17 protein-coding genes are annotated in these 19338 nt (G+C 75.4%); all 17 read right to left on the minus strand.

Going from position 1 to position 19338, the window contains the following annotated elements:
- Window positions 1–6: 6 nt before the first annotated feature.
- A complete protein-coding gene (locus ACYX4T_RS06115; protein ID WP_476013674.1) occupies window positions 7–651 on the minus strand; it encodes a riboflavin synthase in 645 nt (214 codons plus the stop codon).
- Between the two features lie 97 nt (window positions 652–748).
- Window positions 749–1417: a ribulose-phosphate 3-epimerase gene (rpe, locus tag ACYX4T_RS06120; RefSeq protein ID WP_476015196.1), complete on the minus strand. Its 669-nt coding sequence runs from the start codon at window positions 1415–1417 to the stop codon at window positions 749–751.
- Window positions 1418–1478: 61 nt separating this feature from the next.
- A complete protein-coding gene (locus ACYX4T_RS06125) occupies window positions 1479–2969 on the minus strand; it encodes an RsmB/NOP family class I SAM-dependent RNA methyltransferase (RefSeq protein ID WP_476013675.1) in 1491 nt (496 codons plus the stop codon).
- A gap of 28 nt (window positions 2970–2997) precedes the next feature.
- Window positions 2998–3924: a methionyl-tRNA formyltransferase gene (fmt, locus tag ACYX4T_RS06130; RefSeq protein ID WP_476013676.1), complete on the minus strand. Its 927-nt coding sequence runs from the start codon at window positions 3922–3924 to the stop codon at window positions 2998–3000.
- 3 nt (window positions 3925–3927) lie between these two features.
- Window positions 3928–4479, minus strand: a complete 552-nt coding sequence (gene def, locus ACYX4T_RS06135) for a peptide deformylase (RefSeq protein ID WP_476013677.1) — start codon at window positions 4477–4479, stop codon at window positions 3928–3930.
- A gap of 43 nt (window positions 4480–4522) precedes the next feature.
- Window positions 4523–5086: a TIGR03086 family metal-binding protein gene (locus ACYX4T_RS06140; protein WP_476013678.1), complete on the minus strand. Its 564-nt coding sequence runs from the start codon at window positions 5084–5086 to the stop codon at window positions 4523–4525.
- Window positions 5087–5161: 75 nt separating this feature from the next.
- A complete protein-coding gene (locus ACYX4T_RS06145; RefSeq protein WP_476013679.1) occupies window positions 5162–7300 on the minus strand; it encodes a primosomal protein N' in 2139 nt (712 codons plus the stop codon).
- A gap of 246 nt (window positions 7301–7546) precedes the next feature.
- Window positions 7547–8743, minus strand: coding sequence for a methionine adenosyltransferase (gene metK, locus ACYX4T_RS06150; RefSeq protein ID WP_476015197.1), 1197 nt, complete (start codon window positions 8741–8743; stop codon window positions 7547–7549).
- 133 nt (window positions 8744–8876) lie between these two features.
- Window positions 8877–10121, minus strand: coding sequence for a bifunctional phosphopantothenoylcysteine decarboxylase/phosphopantothenate--cysteine ligase CoaBC (coaBC, locus tag ACYX4T_RS06155; RefSeq protein ID WP_476013680.1), 1245 nt, complete (start codon window positions 10119–10121; stop codon window positions 8877–8879).
- Window positions 10122–10131: 10 nt separating this feature from the next.
- Window positions 10132–10413, minus strand: a complete 282-nt coding sequence (rpoZ, locus tag ACYX4T_RS06160) for a DNA-directed RNA polymerase subunit omega (protein ID WP_274199273.1) — start codon at window positions 10411–10413, stop codon at window positions 10132–10134.
- On the minus strand, window positions 10410–11093 hold the full coding sequence (gene gmk / locus ACYX4T_RS06165; RefSeq protein ID WP_476013681.1) for a guanylate kinase: 684 nt from the start codon (window positions 11091–11093) through the stop codon (window positions 10410–10412). Before gmk ends, rpoZ begins: the two co-directional genes overlap by 4 nt.
- A 15-nt stretch (window positions 11094–11108) precedes the next feature.
- Window positions 11109–11426: an integration host factor, actinobacterial type gene (gene mihF, locus ACYX4T_RS06170; protein ID WP_133830239.1), complete on the minus strand. Its 318-nt coding sequence runs from the start codon at window positions 11424–11426 to the stop codon at window positions 11109–11111.
- 200 nt (window positions 11427–11626) lie between these two features.
- A complete protein-coding gene (gene pyrF, locus ACYX4T_RS06175; protein ID WP_476013682.1) occupies window positions 11627–12523 on the minus strand; it encodes an orotidine-5'-phosphate decarboxylase in 897 nt (298 codons plus the stop codon).
- Window positions 12520–15969 carry a carbamoyl-phosphate synthase large subunit gene (gene carB / locus ACYX4T_RS06180; RefSeq protein WP_476013683.1) on the minus strand — a complete coding sequence of 1150 codons (3450 nt, stop codon included), beginning with the start codon at window positions 15967–15969 and terminating at the stop codon, window positions 12520–12522. Before carB ends, pyrF begins: the two co-directional genes overlap by 4 nt.
- Complete coding sequence (carA, locus tag ACYX4T_RS06185; RefSeq protein ID WP_476013684.1) at window positions 15969–17081, minus strand: glutamine-hydrolyzing carbamoyl-phosphate synthase small subunit; 1113 nt, start codon at window positions 17079–17081, stop codon at window positions 15969–15971. The genes carB and carA overlap by 1 nt, the downstream gene beginning before the upstream one ends.
- Window positions 17074–18369 (minus strand): dihydroorotase, encoded by a 1296-nt coding sequence (locus ACYX4T_RS06190; RefSeq protein WP_476013685.1) that lies wholly within the window; start codon window positions 18367–18369, stop codon window positions 17074–17076. The genes carA and ACYX4T_RS06190 overlap by 8 nt, the downstream gene beginning before the upstream one ends.
- Entirely contained in the window at window positions 18366–19325 is a 960-nt protein-coding gene (locus ACYX4T_RS06195; RefSeq protein ID WP_476015198.1) for an aspartate carbamoyltransferase catalytic subunit, read from the minus strand. The genes ACYX4T_RS06190 and ACYX4T_RS06195 overlap by 4 nt, the downstream gene beginning before the upstream one ends.
- Window positions 19326–19338 lie beyond the last annotated feature (13 nt).

The following is a 19338-nucleotide window of genomic DNA, read 5'->3' on the forward strand; positions in this document are numbered from 1 at the left end:
GTACTCCTACTTCCCCTGCCCCGGACCGGTGTCCTGCGTGCCGAGCTGTGCGCTGACGAGCCGCTCGACGTACTTGGCGACCACGTCGACCTCGAGGTTGACCGTGGACCCCACGGCCCGCTCCCCCAGGGTCGTCTCGCGCAGCGTGGTCGGGATGAGCCCGACCGTGAACGTCTCGTCGTCGACCTCGGTGACGGTGAGGCTCACGCCGTCGACCGCGATCGAGCCCTTCTCCACGACGTAGCGGGTCAGGCTCGCCCCGCCCTTCTCCGGGCTGCTGACCCGGAACCGCACCGTCGTCCACTGCTCGCGCTCGGTGCGCTCGACGACGGTGCCGACGCCGTCGACGTGGCCCTGGACGATGTGCCCGCCCAGGCGGTCACCGGCGGCGACGGCGCGCTCGAGGTTGACCCGGGTGCCCGCGGTCGCGCCGGCGAGGCTCGAGCGGCGCAGGGTCTCGCCCATGACGTCGACGCCGAACTCCTCCGCGGTGGGCTCGACGACGGTGAGGCAGACGCCGTTGACGGAGATCGAGTCGCCGGGGCGGGCGTCGGACGTGACGAGGGGACCGCGCACGCGCAGCCGCGCGGAGTCCTCCCCCGCCACGACGTCGACGATCGCGCCGACCTCCTCGACGATCCCCGTGAACACTGCGGTCTCCTCGTCCTCACCGGTCGGGCTCCCTCGCCCGCCCGCCATCATCCTCACGACGCGCGGCCCCGGCATCACCGTGGTGGTGATGCCGCTCTCATCGCTCCACCAGGTGCGCCGACGCCCGGGCGGCCTGCCCGCGCAGCGCCTCCAGCGCCCGCTCGGGGTCGTCGGCGCCGTACACCGCGGAGCCCGCGACGAAGCAGTCGACGCCGGCCTCCGCGGCCTGCTCGACGGTGTCGCGGCTGATCCCGCCGTCGATCTCGACCAGGACGTTGAGGTGGCCGGTGTCGACGAGCCGTCGCGCGGTGCGCACCTTGTCGAGCACCTCGGGCATGAACTTCTGCCCGCCGAACCCCGGCTCGACGCTCATGACGAGCAGGGTGTCGTAGTCGCGCAGCACCTCGACCCAGTCCTCGAGCGGGGTGCCGGGCTTGATCGACAGGCCCGCGAGCGCCCCGGCCGCCCGGATGTCGCGCGAGAGCTTGCGCGGGTCGTGCGCCGCCTCCGCGTGCACCGTGACGTTGCGCGAGCCGACCTCGGCGTACCCGGGGGCCCAGCGGTCCGGATCGTTGATCATGAGGTGGCAGTCGAGCGGGATCGCGGTCGCCCGCTCCAGGGCCTCGACGACGGGCAGGCCGAGCGTCAGGTTCGGCACGAAGTGCCCGTCCATGACGTCGACGTGCAGCCAGTCCGCGCCCGGGACCGCGGCCGCCTCCTCCGCCAGGCGCGCGAAGTCCGCGGACAGGATGCTCGGAGCGATCATCGGGGCACGCGCCACGTGACGCATGGTAGTGGCCTCGTCGCCGTCGCTGGTCCGGGCGGGGTCAGCGCCGGCGCAACGCGGCGGCGAACATCGCGTCGGTGCCGTGGCGGTGGGGCCAGAGCTGGACGCCCGGGCCGTCGACGGGAGACGCAGCGGAGCGGAGGTCGACCCCTGACACGGCGGCGGTGTCGGGCACCTCCGGCAGCAGCGCGACGGTGTCGAGCAGCTCCGCGCCGGTCTCCTCCGCGACGGCGGCGACGACGGCCGTGGTCTCCTCGGGGTGCGGCGAGCAGGTCGCGTACGTGACGACGCCGCCGGGCCGGGTGCGCTCGAGGGCGGCGCGCAGCAGGCTGCGCTGGAGCTCGGTCAGCTCCGCGACGTCCTCGGGCTGCCGGCGCCAGCGGGCCTCCGGGCGGCGGCGCAGCGCCCCGAGCCCGGTGCAGGGTGCGTCGACGAGCACGCGGTCGTAGGCGTCCTCGGGGAGCGTGATCTCCCGGGCGTCGCCGGTGTGCACCCGCACCCCGAGCCCCTCGGTGGCCTGCTCGACGAGCCGCGCGCGGTGCGGCGCGCGGTCCACGGCGTCGAGCGTCGCGCCCTCGATCGCGGCCAGCGCCCCGAGCATCACGGCCTTGCCGCCCGGCCCGGCGCACAGGTCCAGCCAGCGGGTGTCGCTCCCCTCCACCGGCGCGCGGGCGGCGACGAGCGCGACGAGCTGGCTGCCCTCGTCCTGGACCACCGCGAGGCCCTCGCGGACCGGGGCGAGATCGCCCGGGTCGCCGCCCTCGGTGAGCAGCACGCCGTACGGGGAGTAGGGCGACTCCTCGCCGCCCGTGATGGCGGCGAGCTCCTCGGCGCTGATCTCGCCGGGCCGGGCCGCGAGGTGCACGGCGGGGCGGGCGTCGTCGGCGGCGAGGGCCGCCGCCAGTTCTCCCTCGCCGCCCAGGGCCTGCGCGAACACCTCGGCGATCCATCGCGGGTGGGCGTGGGCCAGCGCGAGCCGGCCCAGGGCGTCCGGCGGGGCGAGGCGGTCGACCCACGCGGCCTCGTCGCGCTCGGCGACCCGGCGCAGCACGGCGTTGACGAACCCGGTCGGACGCGAGCCCGCCCGCGCGCGGACCAGCTCGACGACCGCGCTCACCGCCGCGTGCGGGGGGATGCGCGTGCGCAGCAGCTGCTGGGCGCCGAGGCGCAGGGCGTCGAGCACGACCCCGTCGAGGTCGGCGAGCGGCCGGTCGCAGCAGGCCGTGAGGACCGTGTCGAGCAGGCCCTGCGCGCGGCAGGCGCCGTAGGCGAGGTCGGTGGCGAGGGCGGCGTCGCGGCCGGTGATGCGCCGCTCGCGCAGCAGGTTCGGCAGCGTCAGGTTGGCGTAGGCGGCGTCCTCGCGGACCGCCCGCAGCGTGTCGAGCGCGGCCTCGCGGGCCGGGTCGCCGCTCGGCGGACGCGACGGGCCCTGGCGTCCGCGGGGCGGCCCGCTGCGGCGCTTGGCGTCCGGCTTGCGGCGGGGGCCGCGGCCGGACCGGTGCCCGCCGGGCGGGACGGAACTGTCGGTCATCGCCACCCCGTCGCTGCGCTCGCCCCGGTCACCGGAACCGCTCCCCCGGCTCGGGACGCACGCCCCGGGCCCAGTCGACGGCGGGCATGGGCTTCTTGCCGCCCGGCTGGACGTCGCCGAGCGCGACGGTGGCGGTGGCCGTGCCGACCAGGACCCGCTGGCGCTCGACGCGGATCGAGCCCGGCTCGAGCCCGGCCTCGCCGGTGGTCAGCACGGGCCCGAGCTTGAGGCGGGCGTCGCGGAACGTCGTCCAGGCGCCCGGGGCCGGCGTCACGGCGCGGACCAGCCGGTCGACGGCCGGGGCGGGGTGTGTCCACGGCACGCGGGCGTCCTCGACGGTGATCTTCGGCGCGTACGAGACGCCGTCCGCGGGCTGGGGAACGCCGACGAGCTCGCCGTCGGAGATGCCGTCGAGGGTGTGCTCGAGCAGCCCCGCGCCCGACGCGGCGAGCCGCTCGAGCAGGGCGCCGGCGGTGTCGTGGCGGCCGATCTCCTCGGTGACCGTGCCGAAGACCGGGCCGGTGTCCATGCCCTCCTCCAGCAGGAAGGTGCTCGCGCCCGTGATCTCGTCGCCGGCGCGGATCGCCGCCGGCACCGGCGCGGCGCCCCGCCAGGCGGGGAGCAGCGAGAAGTGCAGGTTGACCCAGCCGTGCGGGGGGATGTCGAGGGCCGCGAGGCGCAGCAGGTTGCCGTAGGCGACGACGGGGCAGCAGTCGGGCGCGAGGTCGGCGAGCTGCGCCAGGAACTCCGGCTCCGAGGCCGTCGCCGGCGTCAGCACCGGCACGCCGGCCTCGTCGGCCAGCGCCCCGACGGGGCTGCGCTGCGGGCGTCTCGACCGCCCGACCGGGGCGTCGGGGCGGGTGACGACGGCGACGACCTCGTGGCGCCCGCTCGCGAGCAGGCGGCGCAGGGACGGCAGGGCGGGCTCGGGCGTGCCCGCGAAGACGACGCGCACGGGCTACAGGGCTCGCCCGAAGAGCGGGTGCGGGCTCGCCTTGACGGTCGGGGGCGCGGCCGGGTCGAACCACGGCGCCTCGCGGATCGCCTTCATCGCCTCGCGGCGGGTCGCGGGGTCGAGCTTGTCGAGGAAGAGGACGCCGTCGAGGTGGTCGGTCTCGTGCTGGATCGCGCGGGCCACGAGAGCGGTGCCCTCGACGGTCTGCGGCTCACCGTGCAGGTCCCACCCGCTCGCGACGACGTGCTCGAAGCGCCGGCAGTCGAACCGCAGCCCCGGGATCGACAGGCAGCCCTCGGGCCCGAACTGCTCGGTGTCGTCCGCCGCGTTCCACGTCGGGTTGACCATGTGCCCCTCGACGCCGTCCGCGCGGAACACGAACACGCGCAGGCCGACGCCGATCTGCGGCGCGGCGAGACCGGCACCGCCCTGGTCGCGCATCGTCTCGTGGAGATCCGCGACGAGGGTGGCGAGCTCGCGGTCGAAGTCGACCACGGGGTCGGCCTTCGTCCGCAGCACGGGGTCGCCGAACAGGCGCAACGGCTGGACGGTCATGGATCCTCTCTCGGGGGCTCGACCGTCCAGGGTAGTCCTCGCGTCAGGGCGTCCACGCGGGGTCGCGGCCGATGACGCCGAGCAGGCGGGTCTGCGCGTCGGCGTCGGCGGGCACCGGCACGCGCGGGCCGAACTGCCCCGAGCCCCGGATGACCTCCTCCATCCGTTCCAGGCCGTCGGCGAGGGCGGCGCACTCGTCCGGGTCGAGGCGGTCGTCCTGGCCCGTGGCGCGGGCGAGGTCCCACGTGTGCATGAGGACGTCGGTGGTGTAGATCCTGTCCGTCGCGCCGGCGACGGTCATCGACCCGAGGTGGGGGTTCACGATCTCCCGGCCCGCGCTCGCCGGGTCGTCGAGCAGCGCCTGGACCGCGGCGACCTGGTGGTCCCAGGCGGCCACGGGGTCGTCGTCGGCGCTCGGACCCGCGGGGAACGGCACGCCCGCACCGGCGAGGAAGCCGGGGAACCACGTCGTCAGGTGCCCGACCACGTCACGCGCCGTCCACTCCGGCACCGGCGTCGGGACGGCCCAGTCGGCGGTGCCGTGCACGCGGTCGGTGAAGGCGGCGGCGACGCGCCGGTGGCGGTCGGCCGGGGTCTCGGCGGTCATCGGTTCTCCTCAACCTCGCGGTTGAACGGACTGTGGCACCCGACGGCGGCGTGGTCAACCGTCCGGTTGTTCTCGCTAGAGCGGGTCGAGGGGGTCGAGCAGCACCCGCACCGGCTCGCGCTCCTTGCGCGCCGACCGGACCGCCTGCGCGGCGTGCAGCTCCCGCGCGAGGGTCCGGCCCTCGGTGCGCGGGACGCGGACGAGGCAGCGCTCGGCGCCCTCGGTGCGCTCCTCGGCGCCCGGGAGCCGGGTGCCGGGCGGCAGCTCGACGGGGCCGAGCACCTCGACCGTGTCGGGAAGGGCCGCGAGCAGGTCGGCGACGGCGGGCGGCGGGCCGTCGACCGCGGCCATGCGCATCGCCGGGGGCAGCGCGAGGTCGGTGCGGGCGGCGAGCTCGGTGGCGGCGTGACCGACCGGGTCCCAGCGCACCAGCGCCTGCACCGCGGTGTTCGCGGAGTCGGCCACGACAACGACGCGGCCCCCCGCCGGCGCCGGACGGACCAGCGCGGCCGCCCCGAACCAGCGGCGCAGCGTCTCCTCCCCCGCCCGCAGCTCGGCCCGGGCGAGCAGCACCGACCCGTCGAGCAGCAGCGCCGCGCCGTAGCCGCCCTCGGCCACCGGCTCGGCACCGGGGGTCGCGACGACCAGCGCGGGGCCCGCCGGTACGTGGTCGAGCACCGCCGACCCGCCCTCCGACGTGCGCACGACCGTCTGCGGGAACGAGCGTCCCAGCTCCTCGGCCGTCCGCTCCGACCCGACGGCCAGGGCCCGCAGCCGCGGGGACCCGCAGGCGCCGCAGCGGTAGGCGGGGTCGGGGTGCCCGCACCAGCGGCAGGTCGGGGCGGCCGCGTCCCCGTGGCTCGGCAGGGCGAGCGGCCCGGCGCAGCGGCGGCAGCGGGCGGGCTCGCGGCAGTTCCCGCACGCCACCGCGGGCAGGTAGCCGCGGCGCGGGACCTGGACGAGGACCGGGGCGCCGGCGCCCAGCGCCGCCCGTGCGGCCTCGAACGCCACCGACGGCACCCGCGCGGCCCGGGCGGCGGGATCGCGCATCAGCTGGCGGTCGTCCTCGCCGATCGCCGTGACCCGCGGACCCCGGGCGCGGACCGTGGCGCGGTCGGCGACGACGTCGTGCGCCCAGCCGCTCGCGACGAGCAGCGCCGCCTCGGCCGTGCGCGCGAACCCGGCGACGAGCAGGGCGGCGCCGTCGCGGTGCGCCCGGGTCATGGCGACGTCGCGGGCGTGCGGGTAGGGCGCGCGGGGCTCGGCGTGCGAGTCGTCGCCGTCGTCCCACACCGCGATCAGCCCGGGGTCACGGACGGGGGCGAACGCGCTCGCGCGGGTGCCGACGACGATGCGCACGTCCCCGCGGGCCACCGCGAGCCAGCGCCGGTAGCGCTCGGCGGGCCCCAGGTCGGCGGCGAGGGCGACGACCGCGCCGGCTCCGGCCACGGCCTCGCAGGCGGCCTGGACGCGGTCGAGGTCGCGCCGGTCGGGCACCACGAGCACCGCGCTGCGCCCGCCGGCGGCCGTCGTGGCGGCGGCCTCGGCGAGGCGGGTGGGCCAGTCCTCGCCGGGCAGCGCCTGCCAGACGGCGTGGGCGGGGCGGCCCTTCTCCAGCGCCTCGAGCAGCGCGGGGCCCCGGGGGTAGGCGCCCCAGCCGTGCTGCGCGGGCGCGTGGGGGGCCGGACGCTCGGGGGGCGTCTCGGCCTCGACGCGGGCGTGGCGGGGCGGGACAGCGAGGCGCAGGACGTCGGCGAGTGTGCCGGCGTAGCGGTCGGCGACCGCCCGGCACAGCCCGGCCAGCTCGGGAGCGAGCACCGGCTCGGGCGAGACGACCTTCTCCAGCCAGCCCAGGCGGCCCTCGTGCTCGCTGCGGTCCTCGCGCGCGAGCACGAAGCCGTCGACCAGCCGCCCCGCGAAGCGCACCCGCACCCGCGCGCCGGGCACGGCGTCGGCGGCCAGCTGCTCCGGGACCTGGTAGTCGAAGGTGCGGTCGAGGTGCGCGAGGTTCACGTCGACGGCGACCGTCGCCACCGGGCGCTCAGCGGCGGGCAGGCGCTCGTTGCGGTGGGGCTGCTTCTTCGGTGGCGTCCTGGGCTTCGCGGGCGGGCCGGGCTCGTCGGCGGGCTTCGCGGCGGGCTTCGTGGCGGGCTTCGCGGCGGGCTTGTCGACGGGTGCCGGCGCCGCGAACAGCGCCTCCCCCGTCTCGCTCACGCGTCCCGGTGTACCAGAACGACCCGACCGCCCCGTGCCCCTCCGCCGACCCCGGTGATCAGCAGGACGTCAGGCACCTCCGGCCCCGCCGGCGCGTGCGTGGCGTCCTGGTGATCTCCGACCGACGACGCCGGCCCGGCACCCCGAGCGTGCGGGGGTGCCGGGCCGGCGTGTCGTGCGGGCGAGGATGTGGCGATCCTGGCGTTCAACGCAAGCAATGCCGCATCGCTCGTACCGGGGAGTGCCTCAGCTCGCGATCGACTTCAGGGCGTCGGCGCGGTCGGTGCGCTCCCAGGGGAGGTCGAGGTCGTCGCGGCCGAAGTGGCCGTACGCCGCGGTCGGCTGGTAGATCGGGCGCAGCAGCTGCAGGTCGCGCACGATCGCGCCGGGGCGCAGGTCGAAGACCTCGTGGATCGCCTTCTCGATCTTGGCGGGATCGGTCTGGGCGGTGCCGAAGGTCTCGACGAACACGCCGACGGGCTCGGCCTTGCCGATCGCGTAGGCGATCTGCACCTCGACGCGCTTGGCCAGGCCGGCGGCCACGATGTTCTTGGCCACCCAGCGCATGGCGTACGCCGCGGAGCGGTCGACCTTCGACGGGTCCTTGCCCGAGAAGGCGCCGCCGCCGTGGCGGGCGTAGCCGCCGTAGGTGTCGACGATGATCTTGCGGCCGGTCAGGCCGGCGTCGCCCATGGGGCCACCGGTGACGAAGCGGCCGGTCGGGTTGACCAGGACGCGGGTGTTCGACGAGTCGAGGTCGATGCCCTCGAGCACCGGGTCGATGACCTTCGACCGGATGTCGGGCGCCAGCAGGTTGTCCAGGTCGATGTCGGCGGCGTGCTGCGTCGACAGGACCACGGTGTCCACGCCGACGGGCTTGTCGTCGTCGTAGGCGATGGTGACCTGGGTCTTCCCGTCCGGACGCAGGTACGGCAGCGTGCCGTCGCGCCGCACGGCCGTGAGCTTGCGGGCCAGACGGTGGGCCAGCCCGATCGGCAGCGGCATGAGCTCCGGGGTGTCGGCGTCGGCGTAGCCGAACATCAGGCCCTGATCGCCCGCGCCCTGCTTCGCGATCTCGTCCTCGGAGCCCTCGACGCGGGACTCGTAGCCCTCGTCGACGCCCTGCGCGATGTCCTTGGACTGCGCGCCGATCGAGATCGACACGCCGCAGCTCTCGCCGTCGAAGCCCTTGGCCGACGAGTCGTAGCCGATGTCCAGGATGGTCTTGCGGACGACGTCCACGTAGTTGACCTGAGCGTTGGTGGTCACCTCGCCGGCGACGTGCACCTGGCCCGTCGTGACCATCGTCTCGACCGCGACGCGCGACTTCGGGTCCTGCGCCAGCAGGGCGTCCAGGATGCCGTCGCTGACTGCGTCACAGATCTTGTCTGGGTGGCCCTCGGTGACGGATTCGCTGGTGAACAAACGCCTAGCGGGCACAATCTCTCCCTGCCTCGACAATGGGACCCGTCCACACTAACGGCTTCCCCTCCGAGTGCGAGGGCGCTGACCTGCCTGAATGCCATGCCTGTCACAGAACGGTTGTGTTCATGAGCAGAACGTGGGATTGCCCCGTTCAGCGCAGCCGCTCGGCCACCGCGTCCCAGACCCGCGCCGCGAGAGAGGCCTTCGAGCCCATCGGCAGGGGCTGCGAGGTGCCGTCGGCGCCCAGCAGCCAGCCCTCGTTGTCCTCGACCTCGAACGCCTTGCCGACGCCCACGGCGTTGACGACCAGCAGGTCGCAGCCCTTGCGCTCCAGCTTGGCGCGCGCGTAGTCGAGCACGCTGCCGTGCTCGTCGCCGGTCTCCGCGGCGAACCCGACGACCAGGCGGCGCGGGACGTCCTCGGTGACGAGCTCGCGCAGGATGTCGGGGTTGAACTCGAGCGGGATCGAGGGCGGCTCGTCGCCCTTCTTGATCTTCCCGACGGACAGCGCCGCGGGCCGGAAGTCCGAGACGGCGGCGGCCATGACGACGACGTCGGCCGCCTTCGCCGCGTCGAGCACCGCGTCGCGCATCTCGACGGTGGTCTGCACGCGGCGCAGGTCGACCGCGGCGGGCGGGTCGAGGTCGGCGGTGGTGCCGGCGACGAGGGTGACCTCGGCGCCCCGCTGGGCCGCGACGCGGGCGAGCGCGTAGCCCTGGCGGCCCGACGACCGGTTGCCCAGGGTGCGCACGGGGTCGAGCGGCTCGGCCGTCCCGCCCGCGGACACGACGACGCGGCGGCCCTCGAGGTCGCGGGGCAGCGGGAACGGCTCGACGTCGGACACGCCGCCCCACTCCAGCAGCAGCCGCGCGAACTCCGCGATCTCGGCCGGCTCGGGCAGGCGGCCCGGCCCGGTGTCCGCACCCGTCAGGCGCCCGGACGCGGGCTCGAGGACCGTGGTGCCGCGGCGACGCAGCGCCGCGACGTTGTCGACCGTCGCGGGGTGCTCCCACATCTCGGTGTGCATGGCGGGCGCCGCCAGCACCGGGCAGCGGGCCGTCAGCAGCGTCGAGGTGAGCAGGTCGTCGGCGCGGCCCTGCGCCATGCGGGCGAGCAGGTCGGCCGTCGCGGGGACGAGGACCACCAGCTCGGCGCGCCGCCCGAGGGCCACGTGCTCGACGTCGTACACGTTCTCGAAGACCCCGGAGAGGACCGGGCGCCCCGACAGCGCCTCGAAGGTGGCCGCGCCGACGAACTCCAGCGCGGCCCGGGTGGCCACCACCTGCACGTGGTGGCCGGCCTCGCGCAGGCGCCGCAGCACCTCGCAGGCCTTGTAGGCGGCGATGCCGCCCGAGACCCCGAGGACGATCTCCCAGGGCCGGTCCGTCGCGGTCACGTCGGTGACGTCACTCGCCCTCGGTGTGCTCGAGCAGGCCGGAGTGGATCTCGCGCATGGCCACCGACAGCGGCTTCTCGCGCGGGCCGGGCTCGACGAGCGGGCCGACGTACTCGAGCAGCCCCTCGCCCAGCTGGGCGTAGTAGTCGTTGATCTGGCGGGCGCGCTTGGCCGCGTAGATGACCAACGCGTACTTGGAGCTCACCGTCTCCAGCAGCTCGTCGATCGGGGGGTTGGTGATGCCCTCCGGCCCCTCGAGGATGCTGCCGGCCCGTCCGGTGGGAATGCTCACTCGCTCGCTCCTGCAGAGGTCGCGCCGGACGCGGAACGGTCCGGCGCAGGTGATGAGTCTGTCGGGACGGCCCTCGGGCCTGCGCGTTCTGCGCCGTCGACGGGAGGACCGACGCTCAACTCTACCAACCGGCGCGCGGTCTCCCCGACGTCGTGGTTCACCACGGCGACGTCGAACTCACTGCGTGCGGCCAGTTCCTCCCGCGCGGTGGCCAGGCGCCGGTCGACGACCTCGGTGGCCTCGGTGCCCCGACCGATCAGCCGGTCGACCAGGACCTCCCACGACGGCGGCTCCAAGAACACGAACAGCGCGTCCGGCCGCTGCGCGCGCACCGCCCGCGCCCCCGCGAGGTCGAGCTCGAGCAGCACCGGCTCCCCAGCGGCCAGGTGCTCGTCGACGGGGGCGCGCGGCGTCCCCGAGCGGTGCATGCCGCCGTGGATCTCCGCCCACTCGAGCAGCTCGCCCTCGGCGATCATCCGGTTGAACTCGGCCGCCGAGACGAAGTGGTAGTCGCGCCCGTCCACCTCCCCGGGCCGGGCGGCCCGGGTGGTCGCCGAGACGCTGAACCACAGGGGTGCGCGGATGCGCCGCAGCTCGGCGACGACCGTGCTCTTCCCGACCCCCGACGGCCCGGCCAGCACCATCAGCCGGCCGGGCCCGTGGGCGGGGTCCCCGCTCATCGACCGGTCACCGGCTCACTCGCCGGAGAACTCGTCGAGCAGTGCCTTGCGCTGCCGCTCGCCCAGACCGCGCAGGCGGCGGCTCGGGGCGATCTCGAGGCGCTCCATGATCTGCTGGGCGCGCACCTTGCCCACACCCGGCATGGCCTCGAGCAGCGCCGAGACCTTCATCTTGCCGAGCACCTCGTCCGAGTCGGCCTGCTCGAGCACCTCCGAGAGGCTGGTGCCTCCCCGCTTGAGCCGCTCCTTGAGCTCGGCCCGGGCACGGCGAGCGGCGGCGGCCTTCTCGAGCGCCGCGGCCCGCTGCTCCTCGGTCAGCTCGGGTAATGCCACGTTCTCCTCCGGGGGTCGTGACGACGGGTCCCGCTCCCCGCAGGGGGCGGACCCGTGGTGGCGATGGGCTTGACGGGTGGTGGCGAACGTACCGCGCGAGGCCGACACCGACAGTCCGTGGGGCGGGAGTGTCCGCAGGTCGGACGCCGGTCGCGCCCACCGGAGCGTGATCTCCGACCATCGGCACCCACGCGACCGGGCTACCCCGTGAGCGTCCCGTTCAGCGCGCCGACCGCGGCTCTCAGCGCTCCGTGGTCGGGGCCCGCGGTGAGCACCTCCCGGGCGCTGACCGGGACAACCGGTCCCCACGCCCCGCCCGGTCCGTCCGGCGCGTCCGCGCCGCCGAACACCGCCGCCACGTCGGCCGGGGTGCCGCCCTGCGCGCCGAGCCCGGGCACGAGCACCGGCCCGCCCAGCGCGGAGAGGTCCAGCCCGTGGTCGCGCCCGGTGGTGCCGCGGGTGAGCCCCACGACGACGCCCGCCGCGCCGTCGCCCGGGCCGTCCCGGTGCGCGGCGTTGTGGTCGGCCAGCGCGTCGACGACGGACTGCGCCACCTCGCGCATCCCCCGCGGCGACCCTCCCGACCCGCCGACCCACGCCTGCGCCGACTGCACCCCGGACGCCTCCGGGTTCGACGTGCGGGCGAGCACGAAAACGCCGCGGCCGGTGGCGACGGCGAGGTCCAGCGCCGGCGCCAGCGCGCCCACGCCCAGGTACGGCGAGAGCGTCACCGCGTCGGCCGCGAGCGGGGCGTCGTCGGCGAGCCAGGCCCGGGCGTAGCCCGCCATCGTCGAGCCGATGTCGCCGCGCTTGGCGTCGGCGACGGTGAGGACGCCGGCGTCGCGGGCGTCGGCGAGCACCCGCTCGAGGGCGAGCATCCCGGCGCCGCCGTACACCTCGAACAGCGCCACCTGCGGCTTGAGCAGCGCGACGTGCCCGGCGAGCGCCTCGACCGCGCCGCGCGCGAAGCGCTCCGCCCCGGCCGCGTCGGCGTCGAGGCCCCATGCCGCGAGCAGGCCCGGGTGCGGGTCGATCCCGACGCACAGTGGCCCGTGGGCGCCGACCGCCTCGCGCAGCCGCGTGCGGAAGCCGGTCACGAGCCGACCACCACCACCGGGGCGGCCGCCTCGGGCACGGGCGTCCCCTGCCCCGTCCCCTGCCCCGTCCCCTGCCCCGTCCCCTGCCCCGCCCCCTGCCGCGCCGCCGCCAGGCGCGCGTGGAAGGTCTGCAGCGGCGTCACCCCGACCTCGCCGCGCATCGCCGCCTCGACGGCCTGCACGGCCGCCGCGGCGCCCTGGACGGTGGTGACGCACGGGACGCCGACGTCCAGGCACGCCGCACGGATCTCGTAGCCGTCGACGCGCGGGCCGGCGTGCCCGACCGGGGTGTTGACGACGAGGTCGACCTCGCCGGCCGCGATGCGGTCGACGATGTTGTCGGACCCCTCGAAGTGCTTGCGGACCACCTCGCAGGCGATGCCGTTGCGCTCGAGCACGCTGGCGGTGCCGGCCGTCGCGAGGATCGCGAAGCCCAGGTCGGCGAGGCGCTTGACCGGGAAGATCAGCGAGCGCTTGTCGCGGTTGGCCACCGAGACGAACACCTTGCCGCGCGCGGGCAGCGGACCCGAGGCGGCGGCCTGCGACTTCGCGAACGCGGTGGAGAAGGCGCGGTCGATGCCCATGACCTCGCCCGTCGACTTCATCTCCGGGCCGAGCAGCGAGTCGACGCCCCGGCCGTCGGGGCGGCGGAACCGGTGGAACGGCAGCACCGCCTCCTTGACCGCGACGGGGTGCTCGCGCGGCAGGTCCGCGCCGTCGCCGGCCGCGGGCAGCACGCCCTCGGCGCGCAGCTCCGCGATCGTCGCGCCGAGCATCACCCGCGACGCGGCGCCGGCCAGCGGCACGCCGGTGGCCTTCGAGACGAACGGGACGGTCCGCGAGGCCCGCGGGTTGGCCTCGAGCACGAACAGCACGTCGTCCTTGAGCGCGTACTGGACGTTCATCAGGCCCCGCACCCCGAGCCGGCGGGCCAGGGCGACCGTCGACTCGCGCACGGTGGCCAGGTCCGCGCCGCCGAGCGTGATCGGCGGGAGCGCGCACGACGAGTCGCCGGAGTGCACCCCGGCCTCCTCGATGTGCTCCATGACGCCGCCGAGGTAGACCTCGCCCTCGTCGTCGCACAGCGCGTCGACGTCGATCTCGATGGCGTCGTCGAGGAAGCGGTCGACGAGCACCGGGTGGTCCGGGGTGACCTCGGTGGCGCGGGCGATGTAGTCGCGCAGGGTCTCGTCGTCGTAGACGATCTCCATGCCGCGCCCGCCCAGCACGTACGACGGGCGCACCAGCACCGGGTAGCCGATCGTCGCGGCGATCTCGCGGGCGCCGTCGAAGCTGGTCGCCGTGCCGTAGGGCGGGGCCGGCAGGCCGGCGTCGGCGAGCACGCGCCCGAACGCGCCGCGCTCCTCGGCGAGGTCGATCGCGGCCGGCGGCGTCCCCACGACCGGCACCCCGGCCGCCTCGAGCCCGGCGGCGAGCTTCAGCGGCGTCTGCCCGCCCAGCTGCACGACGACCCCGACCAGCCCCGGGCCGGGCTTGTCCGGATCCTGGCTGCGACCGCTCTCCTGCTCGGCGTGCACGACCTCGAGCACGTCCTCCTCGGTGAGCGGCTCGAAGTACAGGCGGTCGGAGGTGTCGTAGTCGGTGGACACCGTCTCGGGGTTGCAGTTGAGCATCACGGTCTCGAACCCGGCGGCGCGCAGGCTGAACGCCGCGTGCACGCAGGAGTAGTCGAACTCGATGCCCTGCCCGATCCGGTTCGGCCCCGAGCCCAGGATGATCACCTTGGGGCGGTCGGTCTGCGGCTCGACCTCGGTCTCGGCCGCGGGGTCGGACTCGTAGGCCGAGTAGTGGTACGGCGTGCGCGCGGCGAACTCGGCGGCGCAGGTGTCCACCGTCTTGTAGACCGGCCGCACGCCCAGGCGCCGGCGCAGCGCCCGCACGCCCTGCTCGCCGGCGAGCTCGGGGCGCACGGCGGCGACCTGGGCGTCGGAGAGCCCGGAGCGCTTGGCCCGCCGCAGCAGGCCCTCGTCGAGCACCGGGGCGTCGGCGAGCTCCGCGCGCAGGGCGACCAGGCCCTCGATCTGCTCGACGAACCACGCGTCGATGCCGGAGGCCTCGCTGACCTGCGCGACGCTCGCCCCGAGGCGCAGCGCGCGCTCGACGGCGTAGAGCCGACCGTCCCGCGGCAGCGACGCCCGGTGCAGCGCCTCGTCCACGGTCTCGTCGACCGGGTCCGGCTGCGTCCAGAACCCCAGCGACTTCGTCTCGGCCGAGCGCAGCGCCTTGTTCAGCGCCTCGGGGAAGCTGCGGCCCAGCGCCATCGCCTCGCCGACCGACTTCATCGTCGTCGTCAGCGTCGGGTCGGCGCCGGGGAACTTCTCGAAGGCGAACCGCGGCACCTTGACCACGACGTAGTCCAGCGTCGGCTCGAAGCTCGCCGGGGTCTCGCCGGTGATGTCGTTGGTGATCTCGTCGAGCGTGTAGCCGACGGCCAGTCGCGCCGCGATCTTCGCGATCGGGAAGCCGGTGGCCTTCGACGCCAGCGCCGACGAGCGCGAGACCCGCGGGTTCATCTCGATGACGACGAGACGCCCGGTGGTCGGGTGGATCGCGAACTGGATGTTGCAGCCGCCGGTCTCGACGCCCACCTCGCGCAGCACGGCGATGCCGGTGTCGCGCATGACCTGGTACTCGCGGTCGGTCAGCGTCATCGCCGGCGCGACGGTCACCGAGTCGCCGGTGTGCACGCCCATCGGATCGATGTTCTCGATCGAGCACACGACGACGACGTTGTCCTTGCCGTCGCGCATGAGCTCGAGCTCGAACTCCTTCCAGCCGAGCACCGACTCCTCGATGAGCACCTCGTGCACCGGGCTCGCGGCGAGGCCCGTGCCGGCCAGGCGCTCGAGCTCGTCGTGGGTGTAGGCCAGGCCGGAGCCGAGCCCGCCCATGGTGAAGCTGGGCCGGATGACGACGGGCAGCCCGACCTCGGCGACGGTCGCGCGCACCTCGTCCATCGAGTGGCAGACCTCGCTGCGCGGGACGTCACCGCCGATCGAGCGGACGATCTCCTTGAACTTCAGCCGGTCCTCGCCGCGCTGGATCGCGTCGATGTCGGCACCGATCAGCTCGACGCCGTAGCGCTCGAGGACCCCGGCGTCGTGCAGGGCGATCGCCGTGTTCAGCGCGGTCTGGCCGCCGAGGGTGGCGAGCAGCGCAGTGACCGGGGCCCCCGCTGCCGCCTCGGCCTCGATGACCTTGGTGACGTGCTCGACGGTGATCGGCTCGACGTACGTGGCGTCGGCGATCTCCGGGTCGGTCATGATCGTCGCGGGGTTGGAGTTGACCAGCGAGACGCGCAGGCCCTCCTCCCGCAGCACGCGGCACGCCTGGGTGCCCGAGTAGTCGAACTCGGCGGCCTGCCCGATGACGATCGGCCCGGAGCCGATGACCAGGACGTGGTGGATGTCGTCGCGGCGCGGCATCAGTTCTTCCCCATCAGGTCCGCGAACCGGTCGAAGAGGCCCGCGGCGTCGTGCGGACCGGCCGCCGCCTCCGGGTGGTACTGCACGCTGAACGCGGGCACGTCCTCGCAGGTCACGCCCTCGACGGTGCCGTCGTTCGGGCACGAGTGGCTCAGGTGCACCGTGCCGGCGGGCGAGCTCACCCGCGCGCCCGGCTCCCCCGCGACCGCGAAGCCGTGGTTCTGGCTCGTGATCGCGACCGTGCCGGTGGTGTGGTCGACGACCGGGATGTTGATCCCGCGGTGGCCGTAGCGCATCTTGTACGTCCCGAGCCCGAGGGCGCGGGAGAGGATCTGGTTGCCGAAGCAGATGCCGAACAGCGGCACCTCGCGGCGCAGGACCTCCGCGGTGAGGTCGACCGCGTGCACCGCGGTCGCCGGGTCGCCCGGGCCGTTGGAGAGGAACACCCCGTCCGGCCCGCCCTCGAGCAGCTCGTCGATCGTCGCGGTCGCGGGCAGCACGCGGGTCTCGATGCCCCGCTCGGCGAGCATCCGCGGCGTGTTCGCCTTGATGCCGAGGTCCAGCGCCGCCACGCGGAAGCGGGTCCCGCCGACCGCCGGGACCGTGTAGGCCTCGCCCGTCGTCACCGCGCCCGCGAGGTCCGCGCCCGTCATCGCCGGGCTGTCGAGCACCGCGGCGCGCATCGTCGTCCCGTCGGCCAGCGCGTCCCCCGAGAAGATGCCCGCGCGCATCGAGCCGGCCTCGCGCAGACGGCGCGTGATCGCACGGGTGTCGACGCCGGCGAGCCCCACCACGCCCTGGCGGGCGAGCTCGGTGTGGAGCTCGCGGCTCGACCTCCAGCTCGACGGGCGCCGGGCCGGGTCGCGCACGACGTAGCCGGCGACCTGGATGCGCGCGGACTCGTCGTCCTCGTCGTTCCACCCGGTGTTGCCGATGTGCGGGGCCGTGGCCACCACGATCTGTCGGTGGTAGCTGGGGTCGGTCAGCGTCTCCTGGTAGCCGGTCATGCCGGTGGCGAACACCGCCTCGCCCAGCGTCCGCCCACGGGCGCCGAAGGCCTCGCCGCGGTGGAGGCTGCCGTCCTCGAGGACCAGCACCGCCTCATCAGTCATTGACGTCTACCTTCCCGTCCCGCACCGTCCACCGGCCCCGCAGCATGGTGTGCACCACGGACACCGGCATCTCCATCCCCTCGTACGGGGTGTTGTCCGCCCGGCTCGCGAGCTCCGCGCCGCGCACCGTCCACGCGGCGTCGGGGTCGACGAGCACGAGGTTCGCGGGCTCCCCGGACGCCAGCGGACGCCCCTGGTCGGTCAGCCCCGCGATCCGCGCCGGTGCCTCGCTGCACACGCGCGCGACGCCGCGCCAGTCGAGCAGGCCCGTGGCGACCATCGTCGTCACCACCACCGGCAGCGCGGTCTGCAGCCCCAGCATGCCGGGCCGCGCCGCCGACCACTCGCAGTCCTTGGCCTCCACGGCGTGCGGCGCGTGGTCGGTGGCGACGCAGTCGACCGTGCCGTCGGCGAGCGCCCGGCGCAGCGCCGCGGTGTCCCCCGCGGGGCGCAGCGGCGGGTTGACCTTGTGCACCGGGTCGTAGTCCTCGGCGGCGGTGTCGGTGAGCAGCAGGTGGTGGGGCGTGACCTCGGCGGACACGCGCACGTCGTACTGCTCGCGGGCCCAGCGCAGCACCTCCGCCGAGCGGGCCGTCGACAGGTGGCAGACGTGCAGGCGCGCGCCCGCCGTCGCGGCCAGCATGACGTCGCGCGCGACGATCGACTCCTCGGCCGCCGGGTCCCACCCGGCGAGCCCGAGGCGCGCCGCGACCGGGCCCTCGTGGGCCTGGGCGCCGACCGTGAGCCGGTGGTCCTCGGCGTGCTGGGCGACGACGGCGCCGAGCGCGCGGGCGTACTCGAGCGCCCGGCGCATCACCAGCGGGTCGTTCACGCAGCGCCCGTCGTCGGAGAACATCCGCACCCGCGCCGGCGAGGCGGCCATCATCCCCATCTCGGCGAGCTTCGCGCCCTCGAGGCCGACGGTGACCGCACCGACCGGGTGGACGTCCACCAGCCCGACCTCGCGCCCGCGGCGCCACACGTGCTCGACGACGACCGGGGAGTCGGCCACCGGGTCGGTGTTGGGCATCGCGAACACCGCGGTGTAGCCGCCGAGCGCCGCGGCCGCCGAGCCGGTGGCGACGGTCTCGGCCTCCTCCCCGCCGGGCTCGCGCAGGTGGGTGTGCAGGTCGACCAGCCCGGGCAGGGCGATCAGCCCGCCGGCGTCGACGGTCTCGTCGGGGTCGCCGGTGAGGTCCGCCGGGTCGACGAGGACCCCGTCGCGGACGTACAGGTCTGCGGCGTCCTCGCCGTAGGGGCGGACGCCCGCGATCCTCGTGGTGCTCACGCCACGTCCTCTCCGGCCAGCAGGTGGTAGAGCACGGCCATCCGCACGTGGACCCCGGCGGTGACCTGCTCGGCGATGGCGGCCCGTCCCGAGTCGGCCACCGAGCTCGCGATCTCCATGCCCCGCACGGCCGGCCCCGGGTGCAGGACGACCGCGTGGTCTCCCAGGCGGTCGGCGCGCTGCTGCGAGAGGCCGAAGCGCACCGCGTACTCACGCGCCGAGGGGAAGAAGGCGCCGTGCATGCGCTCGGCCTGCACGCGCAGCATCATCACCGCGTCCGGGCCGCTCGCGAGCGTCGCGTCGAGGTCGTGCGAGATCGCGACCGGCCAGTCGCCGACCCCGACCGGCAGCAGCGTCGGCGGCGACACGAGCGTCACCCGCGCGCCGAGAGTGGCGAGCAGGTGGGCGTTGGAGCGCGCGACGCGGCTGTGCAGGACGTCGCCGACGATCGCGACGTGCGCGCCCTCGACCCGCCCCAGCCGCCGGCGCAGGGTCGCGGCGTCGAGCAGCGCCTGGGTCGGGTGCTCGTGGGTGCCGTCGCCGGCGTTGACGACCGCGACGTGCCCGTCCCGTCCGAGGTGGGAGTGCCCGACGCGGTCGAGCCAGGCGGCGATGCGGTGCGGGGCGCCCGAGGCCGGGTGGCGCACGACCAGGCAGTCGGCGCCCGCGGCCCCGAGCGTCGCCGCGGTGTCGCGCAGGGACTCGCCCTTGCTGACCGAGCTGGCCGAGGCGCTGACGTTGATCGTGTCGGCGCTCATCCACTTGCCCGCGACCTCGAACGACACGCGGGTGCGGGTGGAGTTCTCGTAGAAGAGGGTCACGACCGTGCGCCCGCGCAGCGTCGGCAGCTTGCGCACCGCGCGGCCGGTCAGCGCCTGCTCCATGCCCGCGGCGGTGTCGAGGAGGGCCTCGGCCTGCTCGCGGTGCAGCCCCTCGGTGGAGAGCAGGTGGCGCAGGCCGATACCGGTG

Source organism: Actinomycetospora sp. ABD4_176 (assembly GCF_056311855.1).

Excerpts from the sequence above, each read along its gene's own strand:
- rpe (WP_476015196.1), bottom strand. The coding sequence starts at position 1,417 with ATGATCGCTCCGAGCATCCTGTCCGCGGACTTCGCGCGCCTGGCGGAG.
- ACYX4T_RS06125 (WP_476013675.1), bottom strand. The coding sequence starts at position 2,969 with ATGACCGACAGTTCCGTCCCGCCCGGCGGGCACCGGTCCGGCCGCGGC.
- def (WP_476013677.1), bottom strand. The coding sequence starts at position 4,479 with ATGACCGTCCAGCCGTTGCGCCTGTTCGGCGACCCCGTGCTGCGGACG.
- ACYX4T_RS06140 (WP_476013678.1), bottom strand. The coding sequence starts at position 5,086 with ATGACCGCCGAGACCCCGGCCGACCGCCACCGGCGCGTCGCCGCCGCC.
- gmk (WP_476013681.1), bottom strand. The coding sequence starts at position 11,093 with ATGAGCGGGGACCCCGCCCACGGGCCCGGCCGGCTGATGGTGCTGGCC.
- carB (WP_476013683.1), bottom strand. The coding sequence starts at position 15,969 with ATGCCGCGCCGCGACGACATCCACCACGTCCTGGTCATCGGCTCCGGG.
- carA (WP_476013684.1), bottom strand. The coding sequence starts at position 17,081 with ATGACTGATGAGGCGGTGCTGGTCCTCGAGGACGGCAGCCTCCACCGC.